The sequence below is a fragment of the Brevibacillus fortis genome, assembly GCF_003013395.1.
GTDB lineage: Bacteria > Bacillota > Bacilli > Brevibacillales > Brevibacillaceae > Brevibacillus > Brevibacillus fortis.
Genome location: NZ_PXZM01000038.1, coordinates 1 through 23,140 on the forward strand (window position 1 = coordinate 1; position 23,140 = coordinate 23,140).

Below are 23,140 nucleotides of genomic sequence, written 5' to 3' on the forward strand. Positions count from 1 at the left end.
ACTTGACAGGGGGCACTTCAAGCAATGGAGGTCTTCTGCATTTTACAAACGACTTATTTCATCCACTTCACATTCTCTTTTTTCTCTTCATTCACCAACAACGTAAAAACATCCGGTCGCGAGTAATGGCCAACGACGTCAAAATCGAATTGGCTATAGGCGATATCGCGAATGTCCAGATCGGCATAGAGAATCTCCTCCCGACCAAAAACAGGCTCGAAGATATAGTCACCCAATGGCCCCACAATCGCACTTCCACCTCTGCTCATCTCGTCAGGCGAAGAGGCCAGATCGTCGTAGCAGGCCAAATCAGTCGGATACATATCTTTTGTTACGTACTGATTGCTAGATAAGACGAAGCATCTGCCTTCCAATGCGATATGGCGGATGGTGGCTTGCCATGCATCCCTCGCATCGGCTGTTGGCGCGATATAGATTTGAACACCTTTTGCGTACATGGCTGCTCTTGCCAATGGCATATAATTCTCCCAACAAATCAGGGCGCCGATCTTACCGTAAGGAGTTTCAAATACCGGCAAAGTGCTTCCGTCACCTTCGCCCCAAATCAACCGTTCTGATGCAGTTGGCTTCAGCTTGCGATGCACGCCGAGCAACTCGCCATCTGGTCCAAAAAATAAGACGGAACAATATAAGGTGCCGCCGCTATTTTCATTGTCTCTTTCAATCACACCAATGACGAGATACACTCCGGCTTTGCGCGCTGCCTCCCCGAGCTTGTCTGTCTCTTCACTCGGGACGACAATCGAATTGTCCCAATATCGAAACCAGTCTTTACGCCCCTCTTGGGAACGACTGCCTACTTTTGTCCCAAATGTAAGGCCTCTCGGATACGCCGGAATAAACGCTTCGGGAAAAACAACGATTTTTGCTCCTTTTTCTCCTGCTTCCAGTGTCAGTGAAACAGCCTTTTCCATACTTGCCTCAAGGTCCATGATGACAGAAGCAGCTTGCACAACAGCAACTCGAACGTTTTGTTGCGGATTAGACATATTGACCTCCCCTGCTCTCCTAGAGAAATTCGCTTGTTCTCCTACTATTCGGCGTATCCGAGAATCTCCCCTACTGTTGCAACAGTTTGATATCCTCGATAATTTTATCGTAAGGCACATCCGTCATTCCTTCATAACGGTTAGCCACTGTTCCCTTTTGATCGACCAAGTATAAAAACGTGTCGTGGATGATTTGATCGGAATTAGGGTCCTTTTCTATCGGAGTCTTGAATGACTTGAGAATAAACGTTTTGATCTCATCAAATCCATAGCCAGTCAATGCATGCCAATTGGAGAAGTCAGCATTGAATTTACCCAGATATGACTTCAATGCCTCCGGCGTATCTCTTTCTGGATCAACCGAGAAGGAAATAAACTCCACATCAACGCCAGCTTTTTTTGCTTTTTTCTGCAATTCAGCCATGTTTGCGGTCATCGTAGGACAAACGGTTCCACAATACGTAAAGACAAAGTTAGCAACCCATACCTTATTTTCCAGATCTTTCGATGAAAAAGGCTTCCCTTCCTGGTCCGTATAAGCAAATTCATTAACCGGATAGTTGTAATCATATCTTGCTGGAGCACACGCAGTTACCAAAACCATCAGGATACTGAGCATGATCAACCAAGCTGTTTTTTTCATTGTACCGCCCCTCTCCTATTCCTTTTTCTCAGAGAGCCACTTCGCTAACTGGCCGATCTCTTCTGCGCTGAGTACATTTTCATAACCAGGCATGCCATTTGCGCCGACCGTAATTATTTCAACGAGTTTTTCCTCCGTCATTTTCGAGCCAACTTGCTGCAAGCCTGGACCCACCCTACCGGATAAATCGTTACCATGGCAGCTCATGCAATTATTTTTGTATAGCTTCATTGCGCTTTTATCTGCATCTGCTACTTCTGTTTGCTCTTCCGTTGCGCCACTGCTGCATGCAGTTGCAACCAAGAACAGCGAACCAATCATGAGATACTTGATGGCTTTCACAGAAACCCCCTGCCTTTCATACGGGAATATACGTTACCTTACAAAAAGGGACGGTCTGCTGTATCCACTACCATGCACACAAAAACAATCATCAAATAGTTAATTGAGAGGAAAAAGTTTGTCTTTGCCCATTTTTCCGTGTTCTCCGACATAATCCCGATTATCGTATGTCCCATCCATACCATTCCGAACAGGAAGGAAACAGCGAAAAAGACAATCCCTACATAACCAAGCAAGTACATAATCGTTACGGTTGGCAGCAGCACCACCACATATGGAATCATTTGGAGCTTGGTTCGCTTGATTCCCTTCACTACCGGAAGGAGAGGAAATCCCGCAGCTCTATACTCTTCTACACGCCTGATCGCAAGTGACCAGAAGTGAGCAGGCTGCCACAAAAAAAGCAAAGCGAACAAAAGCCATGCCCCTGCGTCCACCTCATTCGTGTAGGCACAATACCCCATCACAGGCGGCATTGCTCCCGAAACTCCACCAATGGACGTACTCCAGGTCGATGTTCGTTTGAGCCACATAGTGTAAACGACTACGTATACGAACATTCCAAACAATCCGAGCCAACCTACCAACGCATTGACTTTATAAAATAGCACCAGCTCTCCCACAAAACCGAGAACCAGGGCGTACAGCAGTACGCCCCCAGGTTTCAGTCGTCCGCAAGCAAGTGGCCGGTCTTTCGTACGGGTCATTTTTTGGTCAAGCTGCCAGTCCCAAATGTTATTCAACACGCAGGACGAAGCCATTGTGAGTGTGGTCCCAATCATCAGCCATAACAAGAGCATCCAATCTGGCTCCCACTTACTCGCTACCCAATACCCACCGAATGCAGCTACTAGATTGAGTTGAAGAATGCGGGGCTTGGTCAGCTGTATCCAATCTGCTAGCATCTCCCTACCCCCGATTGAATTTACGTCATTATAGTGCGACCATGTTGTACATCATGATCCAGATGGAACCGATCACGATGAGGAATACGATGAAGAGCCCGAGTAAGAGCGACATCAAGTTGTATCTTGGTTTGTCCTCTTCTTTCAGATGCATGAAGAAGAATAACTGGACAATAAACTGGAACAGAGCCGCTGTTAAATAGATGATGATTCTCTTATCACTATCCAACCACCCGTTCTCTAAGGCCAAAATGGGAATGATTGTGAATACAAGCGACAAGACGAAACCGATGACATACGATTTCAGAGAACCATGTCCGCCATGTTGGTCTGCCGTTCCCTGTACAGATTGCTTGCTCAATTAATTCACCCCCATCACATATACGATGGTGAACACGAAAATCCAAACAACATCAAGGAAATGCCAGAACAAGCTGATGATGTTGACTTTTCGCTTGGTCACTGGGGTAATACCGCGCTTCGCGATTTGCATAATCAGGATGATCATCCATCCTAATCCGAGCGCCACGTGCAATCCATGCGTTCCTACCAATGTGTAAAAGGCGGTCCAGAAAGCACTCGTGCTAATCGTTGCCCCTTCGCTTACGAGGTGCATGAACTCGTTGATTTCCAGAAACAAGAACGATGCTCCCAGAAACACAGTCACACCGAGCCAGTTCATCAAAGCAAGACGATTACCCTTATTCATAGCGAGAATCGCTAGACCACTCGTAAAGCTACTGGTCAGCAAAATAAACGTACTCGCGTAAATACCACTCATCTGAAAAAGATCTTTTGGACCTGGTCCACCATCCGTGCTCCCTTGCAGTACGATATAAGTCGCAAACAAGGTAGCGAATAAGATGACATCCGTCATGAGGTAGATCCAAAAGGCAAACGTGCGCAATTCCTCTTGGTCTGGATGATGATCATGATGTCCAGCATTCACATTAGCCATTAGGTAATCACCCTCCCTGCTGCTGCCTCTGTACGCTTAATCTCTTCCACCGTGACGTAATAGTCCGTGTCGTAGTTAAACGAGTGAACAACCATACATGCGATCACACCGATAAATCCTGGTACAGCCATCCATAGCCAGTCAAAAATCAATCCGAATCCGACAAAGAACCAGAACATAGACATCACAATCGGAATACCCGAGTTTTTCGGCATATGAATCGGTTCCAGCTCTACTTTCTCTGGCTTTTCCAAGCCCTGCTCGATGCGCAGCTTTCTTTCATGCCAATCATCTTGAGAAGTTACCTGCGGCATTACAGCAAAGTTATAGAACGGAGCTGGAGAAGGAATCGACCACTCCAACGTACGAGCATCCCATGGATCGCCTGTTGTATCTTTCTTCATGTGCTTGAGGCTGTGTGCAATGTCCCATATTTGCACAAGGAATGCCGCTCCCATGATTACGGCACCGATCGTCGATACCAGGTTCATTTCGAACCAGCCTTTGTCCCAGCCGTACGAATATAGACGACGCGTCATTCCCATCAAGCCCAGCGCGTATTGCGGCATGAAGCACAGGTAGAACCCGATATTCCACAGCCAGAAAGCCCAACGACCAATACGCTCATTCAGCTTGAAGCCAAAAATCTTCGGCCACCAGTAATACAAACCAGCGAAGAACCCAAACACAACCCCCGCAATAATTACTTGATGGAAGTGCGCAACGAGGAAGTAGCTGTTGTGATACTGAAAGTCAGCAGGAGCTACGGACAGAAGTACACCCGTCATCCCACCGATGACAAAGTTCGGGATAATCCCAACCGTCCACAGCATCGGCGTTTCAAACGTAATTTTTCCTCGGAACATCGTAAACAGCCAGTTAAATACTTTCACACCCGTCGGAATCGCAATCAACATCGTCGTGACCGCGAAGAAGGCATTGACGTCCGCTCCGGAGCCCATCGTGAAGAAATGGTGCGCCCATACGAGGAACGAGAGGACGCTAATGATGATCATCGCAAACACCATGGATTTGTAGCCAAACAGCTTTTTCCGTGAGAACGTAGCAACGATCTCGGAGAAAATCCCGAATGCTGGCAGAACGATAATATAAACTTCCGGGTGGCCCCACATCCAAATCAGGTTGATGTACATCATCGGATTACCGCCGCCATCCAATGTGAAGAAGTGCCCTCCTAAATAGCGGTCGATAAACAGCAGTGCCAATGTAACCGTCAAGATCGGGAATGCGAAAACAATCGCGATACAACTCGACAAAACCGACCAGGAAAACATCGGCATTTTCATCAGCGTCATACCAGGAGCCCGTACTTTCAAGATCGTGACGATAAAGTTAATCCCGGTCATCAAACTACCGATACCTGAGATCTGAATCCCCCAAATATAAAAATCCTGACCGGGTCCCGGGTTAAAGGCCAACTCAGAATAAGGCGGGTACGCCAGCCATCCTGCATCTGGTGATCCACCAATGACGAAGGACAAGTTAAACAGCATCGCCCCTGAGAAAAACAGCCAGAAGCTGAGTGAATTCAGAAACGGAAAAGCGACGTCACGTGCACCGAGTTGCAGTGGCACGATGACATTGAACAAACCAAACATGAGCGGCATCGCCATAAACAGAATCATGATAACGCCATGCGTCGTAAAAATCTGGTTGTAGTGATCCCCACTCAAAAACTGCATCTCAGGCATGACGAGCTGAGCCCGCATCAGGAGAGCATCTACCCCTCCTCGAAACAGCATGAGAACGGAAGCGAGAATATACATGATACCGATCTTCTTGTGATCGACAGTTGTTAGCCATTCGCGCCAGAGCCATCCCCATTTTTTAAAGTAAGTCAGCACCGATACGATTGCGATCATACTGAGCACAATGCTGACGTCCGCACCGTAAATAAGTGGATCGCCTGTTACGAAAAATTCAGAGGCGAATTCTTTCACACTCTCCCACATCGTTGTCTCTCTCCTCCCTCTTTCAATTTCAACCGACTATTCTTTCACCCGCGCTGGCGGTTGCACTCTCGTAGATAAGCCGTGATTGTGTGAAGCAGCATACTTGGTCACCGTCATCTCGTACAATCCTTCAGGGAAAGCGGAGAAATGACGTACGTCCGATGTACCTTGTTTGGTCAACTCTTTATAACCATCCAGCGTCAGCTCAGGGGAAGTATTTTTCACCTGATTCACCCATTGATCAAAGTCTTCTTGGGAAGTCGCATTCGCTGTAAAGAACATCTTCGCAAATTCTTTTCCGGTAAAGTTCGCACCAGATCCCATGTACTCACCCTGCTCATCTGCTTGCAGGTAAAGAGTCATAGACATGCCGGACATGGCATAAATCTGACCGCCAAGCTGTGGAATCCAGAATGAATTCATCGGAGCGTCAGATGTCACTTCAAAGCGTACCGGCACATCCTCTGGGAACTGCACATAGTTCACAGTGGCAATACCTTGTTCAGGATATTGGAACAGCCACTTCCAATCCAAATTCGTCACTTGAATCGTGATCGGTTTCTTCTCGGATTCCAATGGCTTGGATGGCTCCAGAAAATACGTGTACCGAACAGTCACGATCCCGATCAACGTAATAATGATGATGGGAATGCCCCACCAAATGATTTCCAGTTTCGTGCTGTGTTCCCAATTAGGCGTGTACTTTGCCTTTCTTCCTTCTCTGTCACGGTATCGCCATACAATGACAAAAGTAAGAATTAGTACAGGAACAATCACAATTAACGTTAAAAGCGTGGATAAAATCATTAAGTCCTTTTGCTGTTCACCAATGGGTCCTTTCGGATCGAGCACGATATAGTTATCAGCGCAACCGGTCGTCAAGAACAGCAGGATGAACATGAACAAAAATGACATACAGCGTACTGTCTTGGACGTCTTCATGTCCTTGTCCTCATCTCCTATCACCATGCACAGGGTACTATTGAAACAAGTCTTACTCTAAAGCCGGACCGTTGGAGTGTCACCAGCCAATGATAAAGTGGATCAACCAGCCATGTTCAATAATCCGCTACATTTTGTTCACTTTTTAGACATAAAAAAACCCTTCTCAATCAAGAAGGTCCTTATCTAGCCGAATGGAATTGGAAATCGATGGGTACCCTAAGAGCACTTCCATCTCATTGCTGATTAGGTGAAGCTGCATGATCAAAAAGTTTCGGAGAAAGCTATCGATTCATCACATCAAACAGAACCAGGAATCACAAGAAACTCCCCTACAGGAAGACCTTCAAGCAAATGTGACCACCGTTCGCAGTCATTTTGGGTTTACGAGTGACCTAGCCGTCCGAACCTTTTGGCTTGGGGCAAATCAATCACATCAAGCATCTTTGCTGTTCCTAAAAGGTATGACGAATCAAGACGTCATGGATCGAGATGTCATTAGACCGCTAATGAATACCATTGGCGATCTCCACGAGGGCATGGTTGATCATATTATGAATGCTGTACTGCATGTCTCGATGGCGTGGAAGGAAAGCACACTTGAAAAAACGCTCGAACAGCTTGCCCGCGGATATATCGTTCTTTTTATCCATAACCAAGCACAGTGCATTATTATCGGAGCCAAATCGCTTGGACAAAGAAGTGTGGAAGAGCCTTCTAAAGAAGCAGTCATTCGCGGTCCACGCGAAGGCTTTATTGAAACGATTGACACAAATCTCTCACTGATTCGCAAAAGATATCACAATCCCAATCTCCAAATTGAAACCTATTGGATCGGTACACAATCGGATACTAGGGTATGTCTCGCCTACGTCCGAGGAGTTGTGAAGGAAGAATTGGTCGACGAGGTGAGAAAGCGTCTATCTGTCATTAAAATGGATGCCATCTTGGATTCTGGCTATATCGAGCAATGGATCGAAGACGAACCGTTTTCTATTTTCCCGACGATCTACAACAGTGAAAAACCGGACATTCTGGTAGCCAAAATTTTGGAGGGGCGTGTTGCAATTTTGGTGGATGGCAGTCCCGTTGCGCTCATGGTACCAGCTACGTTCCAAGAGTTTTTCCAGAATCCAGAAGACTACTATTCTCGCCCCTTCTATGCCAGCTTTTTACGCTTGCTTCGATACGCAGCATTTTTTGTCTCAGCATTTCTCCCATCTCTTTATATATCTTTCGAAAATTTCCACAAGGATTTAGTGCCACCTACGTTGCTGTTCAGTTTTATCAATGCCAGAGAAGGCGTTCCGTTCCCTTTGCCCATCGAGCTGCTTCTTATGGCGATCGTGTATGAATGGCTTCGCGAAGCCGGGGTACGTATGCCCCGTCCCATTGGACAGGCTGTCAGCATCGTAGGAGCCTTGGTCATTGGTGAGGCTGCCGTTAGTGCAGGGTTAGTAGGGGCGCCGACCGTTATTGTCATTGCCGCTTCGGCCATCACTTCGTTTATTTTCCCTGCCATTTCTGACGTAGTGGTCATTCTGCGCTTCGTTTCGATTTTTGTCGCTTCGGTGCTTGGACTCTACGGTAATTTTCTTGTCTTCTATATGGTTGCTATCTATTTGTGCGATCTCCGTTCATTTGGGGTACCCTATCTGGCTCCTTTAGCTCCTTTGAAGCTGCAAGATTGGAAGGATTTTTTTATTCGCTTTCCTCTCTGGTTAATCAAACTAAGCTCTGGTGGGTCCCCTTCCTCACTTAAGAAACAAAAGGGAGAACGATCATGAAGACGCTAACCGCTGTGATGGGCTTGCTGATTGCCATTTGTTTAGGGGGATGCTGGAACAATATAGATCTCACTGAAACAAGATTTGTCACAGCTGTCGGAATCGACTTGAACGAGGAAGGCCGTTATGTCCTTACTGTGAACGTCATGAAGCCAAGCAGTGGAAAAGCAGATGCAGGGGGATCTTCGGGAAAAAGCACGATTATCCAATCGACAGGCTATACCATATTCGACGCAGCCCGAAATATGATTGAGTACTCGGGTTACAAGCTTAGCTATCATCACATGCAGTACTTAGCCATTGGCACCGAGGCAGCCAAAAAGGATATCATTGGTCCCCTTGACTTATTTTTTCGCGATCAAGAATTATCCGGACGTCACTGGGTCCTTTATGTAGAAGGGAAAGCGGAATCTCTCCTGCGCACAAAAGGAAATACGAACGACATCCAGCCGCTGAAAATCAATGAACAAATGATAGCAAGTCGATCCGTCGGCAAGTACCCACCTGTCCGTTCACTCGACCTCATGCGCATGCTCGCTACCAAAGAAAAAGTGGGATATATACCAATCAGTCATCCATTTAAGTCGTTGAAAGAAAGTCGAGAAGCCGGTGCTGTCATTATCAAAGACGGAAAGGCTGTCTCCTCCATAAATGAAACACAGGTGCGAGGATTATTGTGGGTCACAGGGAAAATAAAAAGCACGATTGTCATCGTTCCCCTAAAGAAGCCTGGGCAATACGGGTCAATCGAGGTTTTGGATTCCAAAGCAAAAATCCGTCCCGTTCTCGAAAATAATCAGCTAACGATCCAGATAACTGTCCATCCACACGGAATAATCGGAAGCCTCGATCATCCCATTCCTATGGACTCCGAGACGTATAAATGGTTGCAGATGAAAGTGAATCAGATCATTAAAGAGGAAATCAATGCGGCCGTTGCTATAGCGAAAAAGAACAAAGCGGACATTTTCGGTTTTCATGACTATGTGCATCGCAAGTATCCAAAAGAATGGAAAGTCTGGGAACCACAATGGCCAGAACACTTTTCACAGCTAGAAGTAAAGGTGAATGTTCAGAGCAAACTCCTCTTAAATGGACTTCTGGCTGAGCAACTTGGCGAAAAATAAGGAGTGGGATGGTTGGACGTCCGCACGATTTCAAGATTCCAGTGGGTCTCGATACATGTATTAAGCCTCCCCATAATGGGACACGTCATCCTCATTGAACCGCTGATTCATACGGCTGGCAAAGACGGCTGGATATCTGCTCTCATCAGCATTCCAGCAGGTATCTTATTCGTTCTTCTCTTAACCATTCTGCGAAGCAAAATTCCCAACACCTCGTTGCTTACTGGAACATTTGAGATCGCTGGCAGAGCAACTGCTGTGATCTTGTCTGTGATCTTAATCGCCTATTTTTCATTTGCTTCCGTTACGACGCTGCGAGGCTTCGAGGAATTTGTCAAAATTACCTTTTTGCCCGAGACGCCTCTTTGGGCAATCGGAACGGGCTTCATGTTTCTTATATGGTTTAGCTTGCAAAGAAACATTGAGTCCATTGCCAGAATGGCAGTGATCTTTTTTTTGATGACGATGATAACTGGACCGATTGTTGGCCTGACACTCATGCAGGAAAAAGATTACACCCGCATATTGCCCATCCTCGACAATGGATGGGGTCCTGTTTTGGAAGGCTCGCTCTACTTTATCGCATTGTGGGGGGAATTGATCTTGGTCCTCCTGCTTCAGTCAAAATGGGTCGGAAAACGTCATGATTTCAACGGCTTCTCCTTTCTTATTTTATTTAACGTCTTTTTGGGCGCATCGATGCTGATGAGTGCCATTGCAGTATTTGGGCTACCTCTTTCGGAAAAACTGGACTGGCCGGTACAAAATACAGTCAGGCAAATAAAATTGGGATTTATTAGCCGCGGAGACATTTATGGCTTATATACCATGACAGCAGGCTGTTTCATCCGGGTAACGGTATTTTTATACGCCATCTGTGAATGTCTTGCCTTTCTTTTTTCTACCACTTACAAAAAACTGAGCTTGCCCGTCTGTTTGGCTGCGCTTTTGCTGTCTTTACTCGTCTTTTCCAATCATCAACAACTCTTGCAGACCAATCACGCCTATTATAAGTATGGATACGTCCTCCTGCTGCTGCCGATCTTTCTGCTGATTCTCTTCTGGATCAAAAGGGGAAAAGCGGTAGAAAACCATGGATAAGCAAAAGAAAAAGGCCACCACAAGGCGGCCTTTCTTTCTCGAACTAGCTACGCTGTAACTCTACAGCATGCCTCCAATGCCTGATTGTATGGTTATTCCTTGATGACACGAATGGTCTGTAGCGTGGGATCTTCAAAGCCCTGTACCGGCAGGCCTGCCTCCATGTTTTTCTTCGCATAGATGAGGTTCTCTTCCGAAATGATCTCACCCGGGATAAAGATCGGAATACCTGGTGGATATACCATGACAAACTCCGCGATAATTCTTCCCACGGATTGTTCGACGGGAATCATCTCCGTCGGTGCGTAAAATGCATCACGCGGGGTGACAGCAAGTACCGGTATATTGGGAAGCTGCATTTTCGGGCTGCCTTTACTGTTTACTTGATCCTCGAACACAGCAGCCAGCTCTTCCAATGCATAGACAAGGATTTGTAAATCCTCTTTCGTATCACTTGGTGTGATAATACAAACGATGTTGTACAGGTCAGATAGCTCTACTTCAATGTTATAGCGATCACGGAGCCATTTTTCAGCTTCATACCCCGTAATGCCGAGGTCTTTTACCGAGATGACCAGCTTGGTCGGGTCATGAGCAAACGCTCCATTTGTCCCGATAATCTCTCTACCAATGCAGTACAGATGTTTAATTTTATTGATTTGTGCTCGTGCTTCGTTTGCCAGCTGAATCGTTTGATCCAATAGCGCTTTCCCGGATGTAACCAACCGCTTTCTCGCCACATCGAGCGAAGCGAGCAGTAAATAGGAAGTGGACGTCGTGGTGAGCATACTATAGATAGCTTGTACACGCTGGATCGAAACGAGATTTCCCTGAATGTTCAACAACGAGCTCTGCGTCAGAGAGCCTCCTAATTTATGCATACTGCTTGCAGCCATATCTGCACCCGCTTGCATCGCCGATAGTGGAAGCTTGGGATGGAAGTGCACATGGGAGCCGTGCGCTTCATCTACGAGTACAGGCACTCCTCTGGCATGCGCAATTTGAACGATGCTCTTCAAGTCACCTGCAATTCCAAAATAGGTTGGATTGATGACTAAAACTGCCTTTGCATCAGGATGCTGTTCCAATGCTTGTTCCACAGATTGTGGGGTAATTCCATGGGAGATCCCGAAGACTGGATCTATTTCTGGATGTAAAAAGACAGGAGTCGCACCCGATAAAACGATTCCACTCATGATGGATTTGTGTACATTCCGTGGCACGATGATCTTATCGCCAGGACTACATACCGCCATAATCATGGTCATAATGACTCCGCTCGTACCTTGAACAGAAAATATGGTGTGATCAGCGCCAAAGGCTTCAGCAGCTAATTCCTGCGCTTGTTTGATAATTCCTTTTGGTTGATGCAGATCATCTAATGGTTCAATGTTAATCAAATCGATGGAAAGTGCATTTTTTCCCATGAACCATCGAAATTCAGGATCCATCCCTTTCCCTTTCTTATGCCCTGGTATATGGAATTGGATTGGATTCTTCTGGGCATGCTTTCTCAACCCGTTAAAAAGCGGCGTTTGCCCTTGAATCAACATTTTTCCCACCTCACTATCCTTCCGTGTTGTTTGAATGAGTGATGTTTCTGGGCTGATTATAAAATAAGCGGCTCCTTCCTTCATGATCCAATCTTGACTTTTATGAACCATCCAATTTGTGTCCTTCCCCGTAATTGGTATGTTTCATCTTTCACGAATTGGCTGGTTACAGTGCTGAAGATTTCACTTACAGTGGTGCTACCATGAAGTTTTGGAGGCCATATAGATGAAACAACTGCCCACGACACAATCGCGAAAAGCATTAGAAAAGATACAATCCTATCAACCTGGAATGCCGATTTGGGAGATAAAAAAAATGTACGGACTCTCCCATATCATTAAATTAGCCTCAAATGAAAATCCACTCGGCCCATCCCCCAAGATCATCCGTGCCATTCTCGCTGCGCTTCCGGAACTGCATCGTTACCCGGATGCCAATACAACGACATTGAAAGAGCACTTGGCCGATCACCTTGAGTTAACTCCGGAGCATTTAATCGTCACGAATGGCGGGGACGAACTGATCAAGCTCATTTCCGAAACCTATTTGGAGCCCGAGGACGAAATCGTCGTGCCTTCCCCGACCTTTAGTGAATATGAATTCGGCGCACATGTTATGGGGGCGGTCATCAAAACGGTTCCGCTTGAGGCTGATTATGCCTTCAATGTTTCCGCTATTTTGGCAGCCATCACGGAGCGAACAAAGCTTGTCTACCTTTGTTCCCCAAACAACCCGACAGGCACCTATTTGTCTCGTCAGGACTTGGCGTCATTGCTAGGCCAATTGCCAAACGGGGTGCTTGTGGTACTCGACGCGGCTTACAGTCACTATGCAACGGCTGACGATTACACAACGGGTATTGAATTTGTCCGCCAAGGATACCCTGTTCTCGTCTTACAAACCTTCTCAAAAATTTATGCACTTGCCGGTATTCGAGCCGGATTTGGTGTCGCCCACCCATCGGTGATCCAAAAAATCCTGAAAGTAAAAGAGCCGTTTAACGTCAATTCTTTGGCACAAACAGCCGCAATTACCGCCCTTGGAGACGTGGAGCATTTTGAAAAATCCCTCACGGAAAACACCAAAGGCCGCAAGCAGCTCTATGATGCCTTCGATGAAATGAATATTCCCTATACCGTGAGTATGTCTAATTTTATCTTGGCAAAATTGGGGCCAAATGCGGGTAGGATTTATCAAGAGCTGCTGGCACGAGGAATCATTTTGCGTTACGGAGATACTTGGGGGTTACCGGAGCATATTCGAATCAGTGTAGGTACGTTGGAAGAAAATCAAATCCTGATACAAAACCTCCGTGAGCTATTGCTTATCGTGGGAAAATGAACGAAAAACACCGGGTAGAAAATGTCCGGTGTTTTTGCTCTTTTGCAAAGTATTTTTTAAACTGGATTACCCTTGTGTTTACCCTTCCCCAATACTATACTGAATGCAAATTACCCAGTCCTTTCCATACAAAGGACTGACTGAAATTTCATAACTTCATGAAAGCTTTCTCTCCATAGAAAGGTGGATCAGATGTCACTCAAACCTGAAGATTTACAAAGCTACATCGACTCCCCAGATAAACAGCAAAGATTATACAAACGAACGCTCTGGATTGTAGTCATCTCACAAATTTTCGGTGGTGCAGGACTTGCGGCAGGTGTCACCGTAGGGGCTCTCCTCGCTCAGGATATGCTCGGTTCGGAAAGTCTTGCGGGCATTCCTTCCGCATTACTCACGTTTGGCTCTGCTGTCGCTGCATTGCTGGTGGGTCGACTCTCTCAACGCTTTGGACGCCGGTTGGGTCTCGCTAGCGGATTTTTAGCCGGGGGTATTGGCGCAATTGGGGTGGTTATCGCAGCCGTCGCAAACAGTATTGTCCTTCTGTTTGCTTCCTTAATTCTGTATGGGGCTGGCACCGCTACTAACCTACAGGCCCGCTATGCAGGTACTGACTTGGCAAAGCCTAAACAACGAGCGACTGCCGTGAGCATTGCCATGGTCTCCACTACATTCGGGGCCGTTGCAGGACCAAACTTGGTGGAAGTCATGGGACGATTCGCTACATCCATCGGTGTCCCCGCACTGGCCGGTCCTTTCATCTTGGGTGCCGCAGCCTTTATCCTCGCTGGACTCGTATTTTGGGTATTGCTTCGCCCGGACCCATTCATCGTTTCGAAAGCAATCGCCGAAGCACAACAGGTGGATCAGAGCTCGCCAACCTGTCTGAATGAGAATCAGCTTGCAAGCAACAACCGGGGAATCATCGTGGGAGCCACCGTCATGATTTTAACGCAGATCGTCATGGTCGCTATTATGACGATGACGCCTGTACATATGAAGCACCACGGGCATGGTCTCTCTGAAGTAGGCATCGTCATCGGTTTTCATATCGGTGCGATGTACCTCCCCTCGCTTTTGACGGGTGTACTCGTTGACAAGATCGGTCGCTCCACAATGGCTTATGCTTCAGGTGTCATACTGCTTGCAGCCAGCATGCTTGCTGCTTTTGCACCAGCCGATTCGATGCCGCTACTCATCGCAGCTCTTGTGCTGCTCGGACTGGGCTGGAATTTTGGCCTGATTAGCGGAACAGCGCTCATTGTGGATGCAACACAGCCCGCCACTCGTGCGAAGACGCAGGGAACGGTTGATGTCTTGATTGCCTTGGCTGGTGCTTCCGGTGGAGCTCTGTCTGGAATGGTCGTCGCCAATGCCAGCTACGCAACACTTTCACTCGCTGGAGGCGTACTATCGCTGTTACTTGTCCCTGTCCTGATCTGGTCCCACCGCAAGAGCAAACACAGTGTTGAGATCTCCCAAAACTAAAGCCACCTTCATCAGGTGGCTTTTCCTCTATCCCAAGTACCCCGAAACAAAAAAATAACACTCCTCACAGGCAGTGTCATTTTCCTCCAACCACTTTATTATCATGTCGCTCATTCGGACTATGTTCATCTACAATCTGTTTTAAGCTAGCGAAGCCAGGAGTAAATTTGCTGTTGGGAATCTTCTTCTTGGAAGAGAGATTTTTCGAGTAAACAGCAGTTTCGTTGCCTCTTTTCGAGAAGAACTCAGCTAATTTCATCATATCCCACTCCTAACTAGCTCTCTTTAGGGTTTTGACCTTATTCACAAACTTGGTAACAAATCCCAACAATAACATATACGTAGTCAACCGCTCGAACTCCTGCATATTTTCGGGAGTAAATGTGTCATTCTTGTAAACAGCGACCGCGAATCCAAGCCTGAACTTGCCAAAATTTTTTACAATCGCAAATTGTTCAATATCCGTGTCTTGAATTCGTCCCTTTACTTGTTTATCGGCAATTCTGCAATCATCTTGAAGCATGGAAGACAGTAGTAGCGTACGTACTGTGTCAAAATCTTTCAGCTCGGTTAAGTAAAACACTTCAAACTGCTTGTCATTATTCGTAGGTACGATCCAATAACAGCATAGCTCGTCCGGTTTCAATCCATAAATCGTCTTTACTTCCATTTCAAATGCCTTCATAAATGTGATCGCATTCGCATTAATAATAGCTGTTGATTGACCGCTGCCATCCAAGCTGTAAATCGCATTGGCCAATTCTTTCTCACAATATTTCACTTCCATCTGGAACTCGATGTCGTTCCCTCTCACCTTGTTGCAGATGAACAAAACGATGAATACCATTCCTGCCAAAATGGCTGAATACAAGATAGACAGCCCTAGAACAGAGCCTAATGAAGCTAGCTTGTTTTCCTCATTTGGCGGTGCCAGGATAAACAGCCATTCGATCGGTTGAAACATCCACTTATGTATGACTGTTATCAAATCTGGCAATAAACCTTTTAAAATTTCAAATACGAGCCAGGAGACCAGAACGGACAAGATGCCAAGAACAGAAAAAACAATTTTTACATTGCTCTGCACGAGATTCTTTAGCACCTGTAAACCTCTCCTTCTGGTAAAGTTTTACATTATTTTAACATTATATTTAGATTCTACAAATAGGAAAAAACTACCTACATTTAGGTAGTTTTTTAGGCGTTTCTATCGTAATCGTACTTACTTTTTGATTACCTATGTACTGTATCGTCTGCTGTATTATCTTGCTGTTCTCTTCGATTCTCTTTAGCGGTTTAAATGAACTCAACAATTGCATATTCCCCCTATCGGTATACTGGGTGTACTTCGTAACGAAACGCTCCTTTATTGGTCTGCCCATTTTTCACCTCTATCAAACACGAAATGCTCATCATGACCTTCATCCGTCTTGGTAATACCCCATACCTTATGCCGTTCTGATTTTGTTTAGACCCCTCTTCTGGGTGCTGCTTTTCCACTGTTAGTGACGGTTTTGTTACAGATAATGTTGCTCCCATTGGCACGATTCACATCCACAATCCTTGCAATAATAAAGGATAATCCGAACGAAAAGGAGTTAGTCAGAATGAATCCAGTCATATCAAAGAATGAAACCATTCTTTCCTATATCATTGCCATAGCGCTTATCTTGCTCATGGTAGCGGCTTCCGTCATACTCGATGATCCCGAAGTGATTCTACCCGAAATAGCAGCGATGGCGATTGGCATATGGGTATACCGAGAACCGGGATGGATCAGACAGCCCTCTAGAATTTTTGTGGCTCCGTCTATCACAGCTGCAATCGGATTTGCAGTGAATCAAATAGACTTGCCGTACCTTGGAAAAGTCAGTATCACACTCGTACTCATGATGCTCTTTTTGCGAATCTTCCAATCGAATTTTGGACCATCCCTTGCCACTGGCTTATTGCCTCTGGTTACGAATGCAGTTGAATGGTCTTTTATGGTCTCCGTCGTCCTTTTTTCCTTCCTCATCATGGTCGGCGTTCTCACCTTCAAACTGAATGGCGGCCTGGAGAAGAAAGTGAAGATACCGTATCAGTATATGCTCGTGTTCTTAATTTTGATATTCGTGTGGATTGGTTTATGTTGGATAGCTGGTTACCCACAACTGGCCGTTATTCCGCCCATTCTCGTCGTTGTATATGAATCGCTTCATAAGCCGATGTTCAACGGCAAGATGGCCTTCAAGCTGGGCCTGGTGTTAACCATATCGGCGACAGTTGGTACGCTGCTATACTTCGCGATTGATTCGTGGATGTTAGTCACTTTGCTTGATATGATTTTGATGCTTATTTTGTTACGTTTCCTAGGTATGCGTGTCCCGGCAGCATACGCTTTTCCACTGCTTCCTTTTGTCTTCCCTGATGAAATTGTGGTCATGCTTCCCTTCAGTGCGCTCGTTGCTTCCATATTCTTGTTTGGCTCCGTGCTTTTGTACAAGAACTGGGAGAGAAAAAGAAGTCAGCCTCATGCCCCGAGGAATTAGCCCATAACAATAGAGCCACCCGTCTTGGGGTGGCTCTTATCCTTACTTCGCCTTTGGGGTTACCTTTTCCACTTTGTTTTCGCCCATCTTCACTTTGAATAGTTCTTTTTTATCACGATCGGAAGCTTGATAGTCGTAAAAAAAGATGAAATCTCCTCCGATGTTTATCGATATACCCAATGGAGACAGCGGGGTTGTCTTGCCGTCCGTCATATTCATTCGGCCTACCATGTGTTCCCCTTTTATTTCTGAGATGTAGTATAGATACTTCCCAGCAATAATGATCGGATCCTCTGCTGGTGGCAACCCTTTCTTCACTAGAGCAGTCTTTCCATCCTTCAATCCTATTTTATAAACATCAACGACGCCTTTATCGTTTACCCATTTTGTGTAGTAAATGAAATCACCAGACAGACCGACAAGGGTCATCTCTTTTTCTTTGCTTACTACCTTTTTCTGCGTACCATTCCCCTTCATTTTGTATAATTGACGACTTTCATTGGTGTAGAAAAGCCAATCCTGATAGAAATAAACTTCATCATACTGGTCAAGCAGCTTCTTCTGATTTTTTCCATTCGTGTCCATCCGGTACAAAGGACCGTAGCCGTCTGCGTAGTAGATGATATCCCCTACTACATACAATCTGTATACGTTATTGCGATCCCCTTCTGCAAGACTACCGCTTTTGATGACTGTTTTCGAACTGCCATCTGTCTTGATTTTCATGAGCTCCGTCACATCTTCATACGTGCCATTGATATCGTAATTGGGCATCTCCAGCTGATAGATTTCTTTAAAAGGCTTATTGCGCGTATAGTAAATCCAGTCACCTACAACATTCAGATTATGGGCCCAATCACTGCTCAACTTTTGAAGAGAGCTTCCATCCTTTTTGATTTTGTATAAGCCATCGTTGTTATAAAAAATCCAATCTCCTTGAACGGCAACAAAGCTTCGGCCTGAATTGATATTGACAGGATCGCTGCCCAACACATTTATCACTGGCTTTTTGGTTGGCGCAGTCGCCATTGTTCGTTGATTTCCAACACCAAAGATCACAATCAGACATACTGCCATCGCAATGATGATCATCCATTTGCCTTTATATTGCACCATGCATCCTCCCGTTCATAGCCTAATAAAGCACAGCGGAGATTTCCCCCATTCATATACAATCCGAAGACACTAATTTATATGTACCAAAACAAATCCATTTTTTCTGGATATATATGTAATTTTTAGGAAAATTATTAATCAAATATATATGAACAATGGGACGAACAACACACCTCCTGCCATGTTTCTCGCATGAATGGAGCTGCCGTTCCAGGTTCTGGATATACCCCATTCCCTCCCCAAACAGCCAATGTCAGTATTACCGTTATCGAGTTATTTTGAGAATAGAAGAAACCACCCATGATAGGTGGCTCTTTCTCTCTATGCTAAAGGGAAATGACACGCGACCTGCCGATCCTGCCCAACCTCGATGAGCTCGGGAATCTCCTTGCTGCATCTCTCCTGCGCCATTGGACAACGAGGATGAAAACGACAACCTGACGGCGGATTGGCTGGAGATGGTACATCCCCTTGCAAGACGATTCGCTCTTGTCTGCGATGCGGAGTAGGTTTTGGAATCGCCGACAACAATGCCGCCGTATACGGATGTAGTGGCTGTGCGAACAAGTCATCCGTTCGTGCAATCTCCACCATTTTCCCCAAGTACATCACGCCTACCCGATCTGAAATATGGCGTACCACATTCAGACCATGCGCGATAAATAGATAGGTCAGCCCCATCTCTTTTTGTAATTTCATCATCAGGTTCAATACCTGTGACTGTACGGACACATCCAAGGCAGAAACAGCTTCATCCGCCACAATAAACCGTGGAGAGAGCGCGATCGACCGCGCAATACCGATCCGTTGCCGCTGTCCGCCGGAAAACTCATGCGGATACCGATTCCGCCTCGTAGGATCGAGTCCCACCAGACTCATCAGCTCGACTACCCGCTCATCTATTTCCTTTGCAGACGCACGCAGATGAACCCGTAACGGCTCTCCAATAATATCGCTTACCAAAAATCGTGGATTCAACGAACCAAACGGGTCTTGAAATATAATTTGCATATCTCGTCTCAGCTTCAAATTCTCTTGTCTGTTCACCTGATGGATATTGGTTCCGTCAAACAGTACTTCGCCACTCGTCGCCCTTTGCAAATTCAGTACGACACGCCCCAGCGTCGACTTCCCGCAGCCGGATTCTCCTACGAGTCCAAATGTCTCTCCTGGCCGAATTCCGAATGATACATCATCTACCGCTTTTACATGACCGACGACACGACTCAGCAAGCCGGCCTTAATCGGAAAATACTTTTTGATATTTTTTGCTTCGATCAAATACTCCCGGTTCATTGGCGGTTCACCTCTGCTTTGCTTCCAGCGACTGAATTTGTACGCTGATTTCTTCTGAAGTGATTGCTGACATCTTCATTCAACCAGCAAGCCACTTGTTGTCCCGTAACAACCTCGCGCAAGATAGGTTCCTCTTTTCGGCATTTATCAATCGAATGCGGACAACGCGGGTGAAAACGGCAGCCCGTCGGCAATTGAGTAATGCTCGGTATGGTGCCTTGGATGGTGTACAGTTCACTACCGCGCTCCCCTTCAAATCCGGGGATGGACTGCAACAAGCCAATCGTGTAAGGATGCCTTGGCTCGTCAAATATCCGTTCGACCGTCCCCTCTTCCACAATCGTTCCCGCATACATCACCGCGATACGATCTGCCATCTCTGCTGCTACCCCCATATCATGGGTGATCAGCAAAATCGACATGCCCAATTCCTTTTGCAGCCGTCTGAGCAAATCCAAAATTTGCGCCTGAACCGTTACATCAAGTGCAGTCGTTGGCTCGTCTGCTATCAGCATTTCTGGGTTGCAGGCCAAGGCCATCGCGATAACCACACGCTGGCACATCCCTCCAGACATTTCGTGCGGGTACTGTTTCACCCGTACTTCCGGTGCTGGAATCCCAACCATACGAAGCATCTCAATCGCTTTTTTAAACGCATCCTGCTGGCTCATATTTTGATGCAGCATCAAGCTCTCCGCAATTTGATCGCCTACCGTAAACACCGGATTGAGAGCCGACATCGGGTCCTGGAAGATCATCGCGATTTTGTTCCCGCGAATGTGCATCATTTCATCCAGTTCTTTTGCCGCCAGGTCTTGTCCGTGAAACATGACGTTCCCACTCTGAATAAATCCGCCCGCATAATCAATCAGTCGCATGACCGCAAGCGACGTCACACTCTTCCCGCTGCCGGATTCGCCGACCAAGCACACCGTCTGTCCTTTGCCAACGTTGATGCTCACTCGATCCGTGGCCTTGACAGTGCCGTCATCCGTAAAGAAGCAAGTGGTCAAATTTTTTATTTCGAGGATGTTGCGTTCCACTTGTTCAGCCTCCTTTTCGGATTCTTCTTTTTCTTCCGTGGGTCGAATGCATCGCGGATGCCGTCTCCGACGAAGTTAACCGCTAGCACCACGAGCAAAATACAAAGACCGGGATAAAGTGCTTGCAAAGGATCGACCAGCATGAATTCCTGTGCCTTGCTCAGCATTAATCCCCAGCTTGTTTCAGGCGGTTGAATCCCCAAGCCTAAATAAGAGAGACCTGACTCTGACAGAATTGCCGAACCAACCATGAGAGTCGCGTACACAATGATAGGAGCCATTGCATTGCGGATCAGGTGGCGCGTAATGATGCCCCAGTGCGAGACACCGATCGCTCTCGCTGCTTCCACATACTGCATTTCCCGTAGCTGCAAGAACTGCCCGCGCACCAGACGCGCTACACTTGTCCAGCTCGTCAGTGACAAAATCAAGATCATGTAGATAAATTCCGCTCCGAAGAGAGCTAGAACCAGAATGTTAAAGAACAGACTCGGAATGGAGTTCATCACGTCAACGAGACGCATGAAGCAGGTATCAATCCAGCCTCCGAAATAACCGGAAATGGCTCCAATCAGCGTGCCGATGACAACCGCAGCAAAAGCAACGCTGAAGCCTACCAGCATGGACACTCGGCTGCTATGAATGAGACGGGATAAGATATCACGACCGAGCTCATCCGTTCCGAGCACATACCCTTCCGTTCCAGGAGGCAGATTCGTAATCATAAAGTCAATCTTTGCCGGATCATGCGGTGCAACCCAATCGGCAAACACAGCGATCCCAATAAAAAACAACAGTACGATCAGTCCACCGACGGCATACGGATTGCGCATGAATTTTTTGCCCGCGGTTGTCCAGAGTCCAGGAGGTTTTTGGCCGACAGGATTCGTCGGAAGCTGTCCACCTGGTCGGTTCGTTTCAACGACAGTGTCATCTTGAAGCTGTACTTGACTCATGCAGCCCTACCTCCTTTGCGTCCAAGCTGCACTCGTGGATCAACCAGTGCGTAGATTAAATCGGCTAACAGGTTTCCGATAATCACCATAAGTGAAATCAGTAACGTGATCGACATCAATACCGAATACTCGCGGGCTACAGCCATTTCCACAAACAGACGCCCCATGCCTGGCCAGTTAAATACACTCTCTGTCAATGCTGCACCTGCTACCAGAGTCGGCAAATCCAATCCGATGATCGTCACGACAGGAATCAGTGCATTACGCAGCGCATGACGGAAAATGACCCGTCTTTCCTTCATCCCTTTGGCACGTGCAGTCCGAATGTAGTCCTGCTCCAATACCTCCAGCATACTGGCGCGCGTATATTTAACATAGGCAGCAATGTTCACCAGTGTTAACACCGTAACAGGCAGAATCAAGTGCAAAATGAGGTCGCTTAATTGTCCCTCTTTTCCCATCGTCCACATGTCAGATAGTGGGAGCAGATTCAGCTGCATCGCGAAATACTGCTGCAGCATAATCCCAAACCAGAAGGTCGGCATCGCGAATCCGAGATAGGCAACGATGGAGGCGATCTGGTCAGACAGTCCATATTGTTTTGTGCTATTGTAGATCCCCCACGGGATGGCGATCAGCATGGAAAGTCCCCACGCTACAGACATGAGCACAAACGTATTCCAGACCGTCGGCCATAAAATATCGCCAACAGGAACATTATTCTTAAAGGTATGGCCCAGATCTCCTTGCAACAGATTTCCAACCCATTTCATGTATTGAATGTAAACTGGCTGATCCAACCCCATATTTTTCATCTGGATGAGTTGTGCTTCTGGGGACATTCCCGGTGAGAGCATGACTTTTAACGGTCCTCCCGGTGCTGCATGCATCAGTCCAAACGACACCACGGTGATCAAAAATAAGACAAGCACAGCTTGTAGTACGCGGCGTACTAAATATTCAGTCAATCCAGCATCCTCCTTTCGTTTGAAAGGGGAAGGGACATCAGGCTGCCCTTCCCCCTTTT

At 46.5% G+C, this 23,140-nt stretch carries 22 protein-coding genes; 6 read left to right on the forward strand and 16 right to left on the reverse strand.

Annotation, left to right across the window (positions count from 1 at the left end; translation table 11 throughout):
• Positions 1-53 precede the first annotated feature (53 nt).
• The 8 genes from C7R93_RS22360 to cyoA all read right to left on the reverse strand — a co-directional run bounded on the left by C7R93_RS22360 (position 54) and on the right by cyoA (position 6,773).
• Entirely contained in the window at positions 54-1,010 is a 957-nt protein-coding gene (locus tag C7R93_RS22360) for a carbon-nitrogen hydrolase family protein (protein WP_106840887.1), read from the reverse strand.
• A 70-nt stretch (positions 1,011-1,080) separates the two neighbouring features.
• Positions 1,081-1,653, reverse strand: coding sequence for an SCO family protein (locus tag C7R93_RS22365; protein ID WP_106840888.1), 573 nt, complete (start codon positions 1,651-1,653; stop codon positions 1,081-1,083).
• A 15-nt stretch (positions 1,654-1,668) separates the two neighbouring features.
• Positions 1,669-1,995 carry a c-type cytochrome gene (locus tag C7R93_RS22370; RefSeq protein ID WP_106840889.1) on the reverse strand — a complete coding sequence of 109 codons (327 nt, stop codon included), beginning with the start codon at positions 1,993-1,995 and terminating at the stop codon, positions 1,669-1,671.
• 38 nt (positions 1,996-2,033) lie between these two features.
• Positions 2,034-2,900, reverse strand: a complete 867-nt coding sequence (cyoE, locus tag C7R93_RS22375; protein ID WP_106840890.1) for a heme o synthase — start codon at positions 2,898-2,900, stop codon at positions 2,034-2,036.
• Between the two features lie 28 nt (positions 2,901-2,928).
• A complete protein-coding gene (gene cyoD / locus C7R93_RS22380) occupies positions 2,929-3,261 on the reverse strand; it encodes a cytochrome o ubiquinol oxidase subunit IV (RefSeq protein ID WP_106840891.1) in 333 nt (110 codons plus the stop codon).
• Positions 3,262-3,858, reverse strand: coding sequence for a cytochrome o ubiquinol oxidase subunit III (gene cyoC, locus C7R93_RS22385; protein WP_106840892.1), 597 nt, complete (start codon positions 3,856-3,858; stop codon positions 3,262-3,264).
• Positions 3,858-5,831, reverse strand: a complete 1,974-nt coding sequence (locus tag C7R93_RS22390) for a cbb3-type cytochrome c oxidase subunit I (RefSeq protein ID WP_106840893.1) — start codon at positions 5,829-5,831, stop codon at positions 3,858-3,860. The genes cyoC and C7R93_RS22390 overlap by 1 nt, the downstream gene beginning before the upstream one ends.
• A gap of 36 nt (positions 5,832-5,867) precedes the next feature.
• Positions 5,868-6,773 carry a ubiquinol oxidase subunit II gene (cyoA, locus tag C7R93_RS22395; protein ID WP_106840894.1) on the reverse strand — a complete coding sequence of 302 codons (906 nt, stop codon included), beginning with the start codon at positions 6,771-6,773 and terminating at the stop codon, positions 5,868-5,870.
• 260 nt (positions 6,774-7,033) lie between these two features.
• Here cyoA and C7R93_RS22400 point away from each other — a divergent pair, with 260 nt between their 5' ends.
• Genes C7R93_RS22400 through C7R93_RS22410 form a run of 3 tightly spaced genes read left to right on the forward strand, consistent with a single transcriptional unit; the run spans position 7,034 to position 10,788 of the window.
• Positions 7,034-8,560 carry a spore germination protein gene (locus C7R93_RS22400; protein ID WP_106840895.1) on the forward strand — a complete coding sequence of 509 codons (1,527 nt, stop codon included), beginning with the start codon at positions 7,034-7,036 and terminating at the stop codon, positions 8,558-8,560.
• Positions 8,557-9,687, forward strand: coding sequence for a Ger(x)C family spore germination protein (locus C7R93_RS22405; RefSeq protein WP_106840896.1), 1,131 nt, complete (start codon positions 8,557-8,559; stop codon positions 9,685-9,687). Before C7R93_RS22400 ends, C7R93_RS22405 begins: the two co-directional genes overlap by 4 nt.
• Positions 9,688-9,699: 12 nt before the next feature.
• Positions 9,700-10,788, forward strand: a complete 1,089-nt coding sequence (locus tag C7R93_RS22410; RefSeq protein WP_106840897.1) for a GerAB/ArcD/ProY family transporter — start codon at positions 9,700-9,702, stop codon at positions 10,786-10,788.
• Positions 10,789-10,880: 92 nt separating this feature from the next.
• Here C7R93_RS22410 and C7R93_RS22415 read toward each other — a convergent pair whose 3' ends face one another.
• Entirely contained in the window at positions 10,881-12,338 is a 1,458-nt protein-coding gene (locus C7R93_RS22415) for an aminotransferase class I/II-fold pyridoxal phosphate-dependent enzyme (protein WP_106840971.1), read from the reverse strand.
• Positions 12,339-12,567: 229 nt separating this feature from the next.
• Between C7R93_RS22415 and hisC the strand changes: the two genes are divergently transcribed.
• Together hisC and C7R93_RS22425 are read left to right on the forward strand one after the other, a co-directional pair.
• Complete coding sequence (gene hisC / locus C7R93_RS22420; RefSeq protein WP_106840898.1) at positions 12,568-13,683, forward strand: histidinol-phosphate transaminase; 1,116 nt, start codon at positions 12,568-12,570, stop codon at positions 13,681-13,683.
• A 192-nt stretch (positions 13,684-13,875) separates the two neighbouring features.
• Complete coding sequence (locus tag C7R93_RS22425; protein ID WP_106840899.1) at positions 13,876-15,171, forward strand: MFS transporter; 1,296 nt, start codon at positions 13,876-13,878, stop codon at positions 15,169-15,171.
• A 76-nt stretch (positions 15,172-15,247) separates the two neighbouring features.
• Here C7R93_RS22425 and C7R93_RS22430 read toward each other — a convergent pair whose 3' ends face one another.
• Both C7R93_RS22430 and C7R93_RS22435 read right to left on the reverse strand, forming a co-directional pair.
• Positions 15,248-15,433: a hypothetical protein gene (locus tag C7R93_RS22430; RefSeq protein WP_244191635.1), complete on the reverse strand. Its 186-nt coding sequence runs from the start codon at positions 15,431-15,433 to the stop codon at positions 15,248-15,250.
• Between the two features lie 9 nt (positions 15,434-15,442).
• On the reverse strand, positions 15,443-16,273 hold the full coding sequence (locus C7R93_RS22435) for a hypothetical protein (RefSeq protein WP_106840901.1): 831 nt from the start codon (positions 16,271-16,273) through the stop codon (positions 15,443-15,445).
• A 505-nt stretch (positions 16,274-16,778) separates the two neighbouring features.
• Here C7R93_RS22435 and C7R93_RS22445 point away from each other — a divergent pair.
• Positions 16,779-17,702 carry a hypothetical protein gene (locus C7R93_RS22445; protein ID WP_106840903.1) on the forward strand — a complete coding sequence of 308 codons (924 nt, stop codon included), beginning with the start codon at positions 16,779-16,781 and terminating at the stop codon, positions 17,700-17,702.
• Positions 17,703-17,744: 42 nt separating this feature from the next.
• Here C7R93_RS22445 and C7R93_RS22450 read toward each other — a convergent pair whose 3' ends face one another.
• The 5 genes from C7R93_RS22450 to C7R93_RS22470 form a co-directional block, all read right to left on the reverse strand.
• Complete coding sequence (locus tag C7R93_RS22450; protein ID WP_106840904.1) at positions 17,745-18,818, reverse strand: DUF5050 domain-containing protein; 1,074 nt, start codon at positions 18,816-18,818, stop codon at positions 17,745-17,747.
• Between the two features lie 321 nt (positions 18,819-19,139).
• The gene (locus C7R93_RS22455; RefSeq protein WP_106840905.1) at positions 19,140-20,114 is read right to left on the reverse strand and encodes an ABC transporter ATP-binding protein; all 975 of its coding nucleotides are present in this window, start codon (positions 20,112-20,114) and stop codon (positions 19,140-19,142) included.
• Positions 20,111-21,157: an ABC transporter ATP-binding protein gene (locus C7R93_RS22460; RefSeq protein ID WP_106840906.1), complete on the reverse strand. Its 1,047-nt coding sequence runs from the start codon at positions 21,155-21,157 to the stop codon at positions 20,111-20,113. Before C7R93_RS22460 ends, C7R93_RS22455 begins: the two co-directional genes overlap by 4 nt.
• Positions 21,133-22,113: an ABC transporter permease gene (locus C7R93_RS22465; protein WP_106840907.1), complete on the reverse strand. Its 981-nt coding sequence runs from the start codon at positions 22,111-22,113 to the stop codon at positions 21,133-21,135. Before C7R93_RS22465 ends, C7R93_RS22460 begins: the two co-directional genes overlap by 25 nt.
• Entirely contained in the window at positions 22,110-23,081 is a 972-nt protein-coding gene (locus C7R93_RS22470) for an ABC transporter permease (RefSeq protein WP_106840908.1), read from the reverse strand. Before C7R93_RS22470 ends, C7R93_RS22465 begins: the two co-directional genes overlap by 4 nt.
• Positions 23,082-23,140: the final 59 nt, after the last annotated feature.

What these genes read in the sequence shown, in the direction of transcription:
- C7R93_RS22405 (WP_106840896.1), top strand. Translation starts at nt 8,557, where the DNA reads ATGAAGACGCTAACCGCTGTGATGGGCTTGCTGATTGCCATTTGTTTA.
- C7R93_RS22430 (WP_244191635.1), bottom strand. Translation starts at nt 15,433, where the DNA reads ATGATGAAATTAGCTGAGTTCTTCTCGAAAAGAGGCAACGAAACTGCT.
- C7R93_RS22365 (WP_106840888.1), bottom strand. Translation starts at nt 1,653, where the DNA reads ATGAAAAAAACAGCTTGGTTGATCATGCTCAGTATCCTGATGGTTTTG.
- hisC (WP_106840898.1), top strand. Translation starts at nt 12,568, where the DNA reads ATGAAACAACTGCCCACGACACAATCGCGAAAAGCATTAGAAAAGATA.
- cyoC (WP_106840892.1), bottom strand. Translation starts at nt 3,858, where the DNA reads ATGGCTAATGTGAATGCTGGACATCATGATCATCATCCAGACCAAGAG.
- C7R93_RS22455 (WP_106840905.1), bottom strand. Translation starts at nt 20,114, where the DNA reads ATGAACCGGGAGTATTTGATCGAAGCAAAAAATATCAAAAAGTATTTT.
- C7R93_RS22400 (WP_106840895.1), top strand. Translation starts at nt 7,034, where the DNA reads ATGATCAAAAAGTTTCGGAGAAAGCTATCGATTCATCACATCAAACAG.
- C7R93_RS22390 (WP_106840893.1), bottom strand. Translation starts at nt 5,831, where the DNA reads ATGTGGGAGAGTGTGAAAGAATTCGCCTCTGAATTTTTCGTAACAGGC.
- C7R93_RS22465 (WP_106840907.1), bottom strand. Translation starts at nt 22,113, where the DNA reads ATGAGTCAAGTACAGCTTCAAGATGACACTGTCGTTGAAACGAACCGA.
- C7R93_RS22450 (WP_106840904.1), bottom strand. Translation starts at nt 18,818, where the DNA reads ATGGTGCAATATAAAGGCAAATGGATGATCATCATTGCGATGGCAGTA.
- C7R93_RS22360 (WP_106840887.1), bottom strand. Translation starts at nt 1,010, where the DNA reads ATGTCTAATCCGCAACAAAACGTTCGAGTTGCTGTTGTGCAAGCTGCT.
- C7R93_RS22425 (WP_106840899.1), top strand. Translation starts at nt 13,876, where the DNA reads ATGTCACTCAAACCTGAAGATTTACAAAGCTACATCGACTCCCCAGAT.
- cyoA (WP_106840894.1), bottom strand. Translation starts at nt 6,773, where the DNA reads ATGAAGACGTCCAAGACAGTACGCTGTATGTCATTTTTGTTCATGTTC.
- cyoE (WP_106840890.1), bottom strand. Translation starts at nt 2,900, where the DNA reads ATGCTAGCAGATTGGATACAGCTGACCAAGCCCCGCATTCTTCAACTC.
- C7R93_RS22445 (WP_106840903.1), top strand. Translation starts at nt 16,779, where the DNA reads ATGAATCCAGTCATATCAAAGAATGAAACCATTCTTTCCTATATCATT.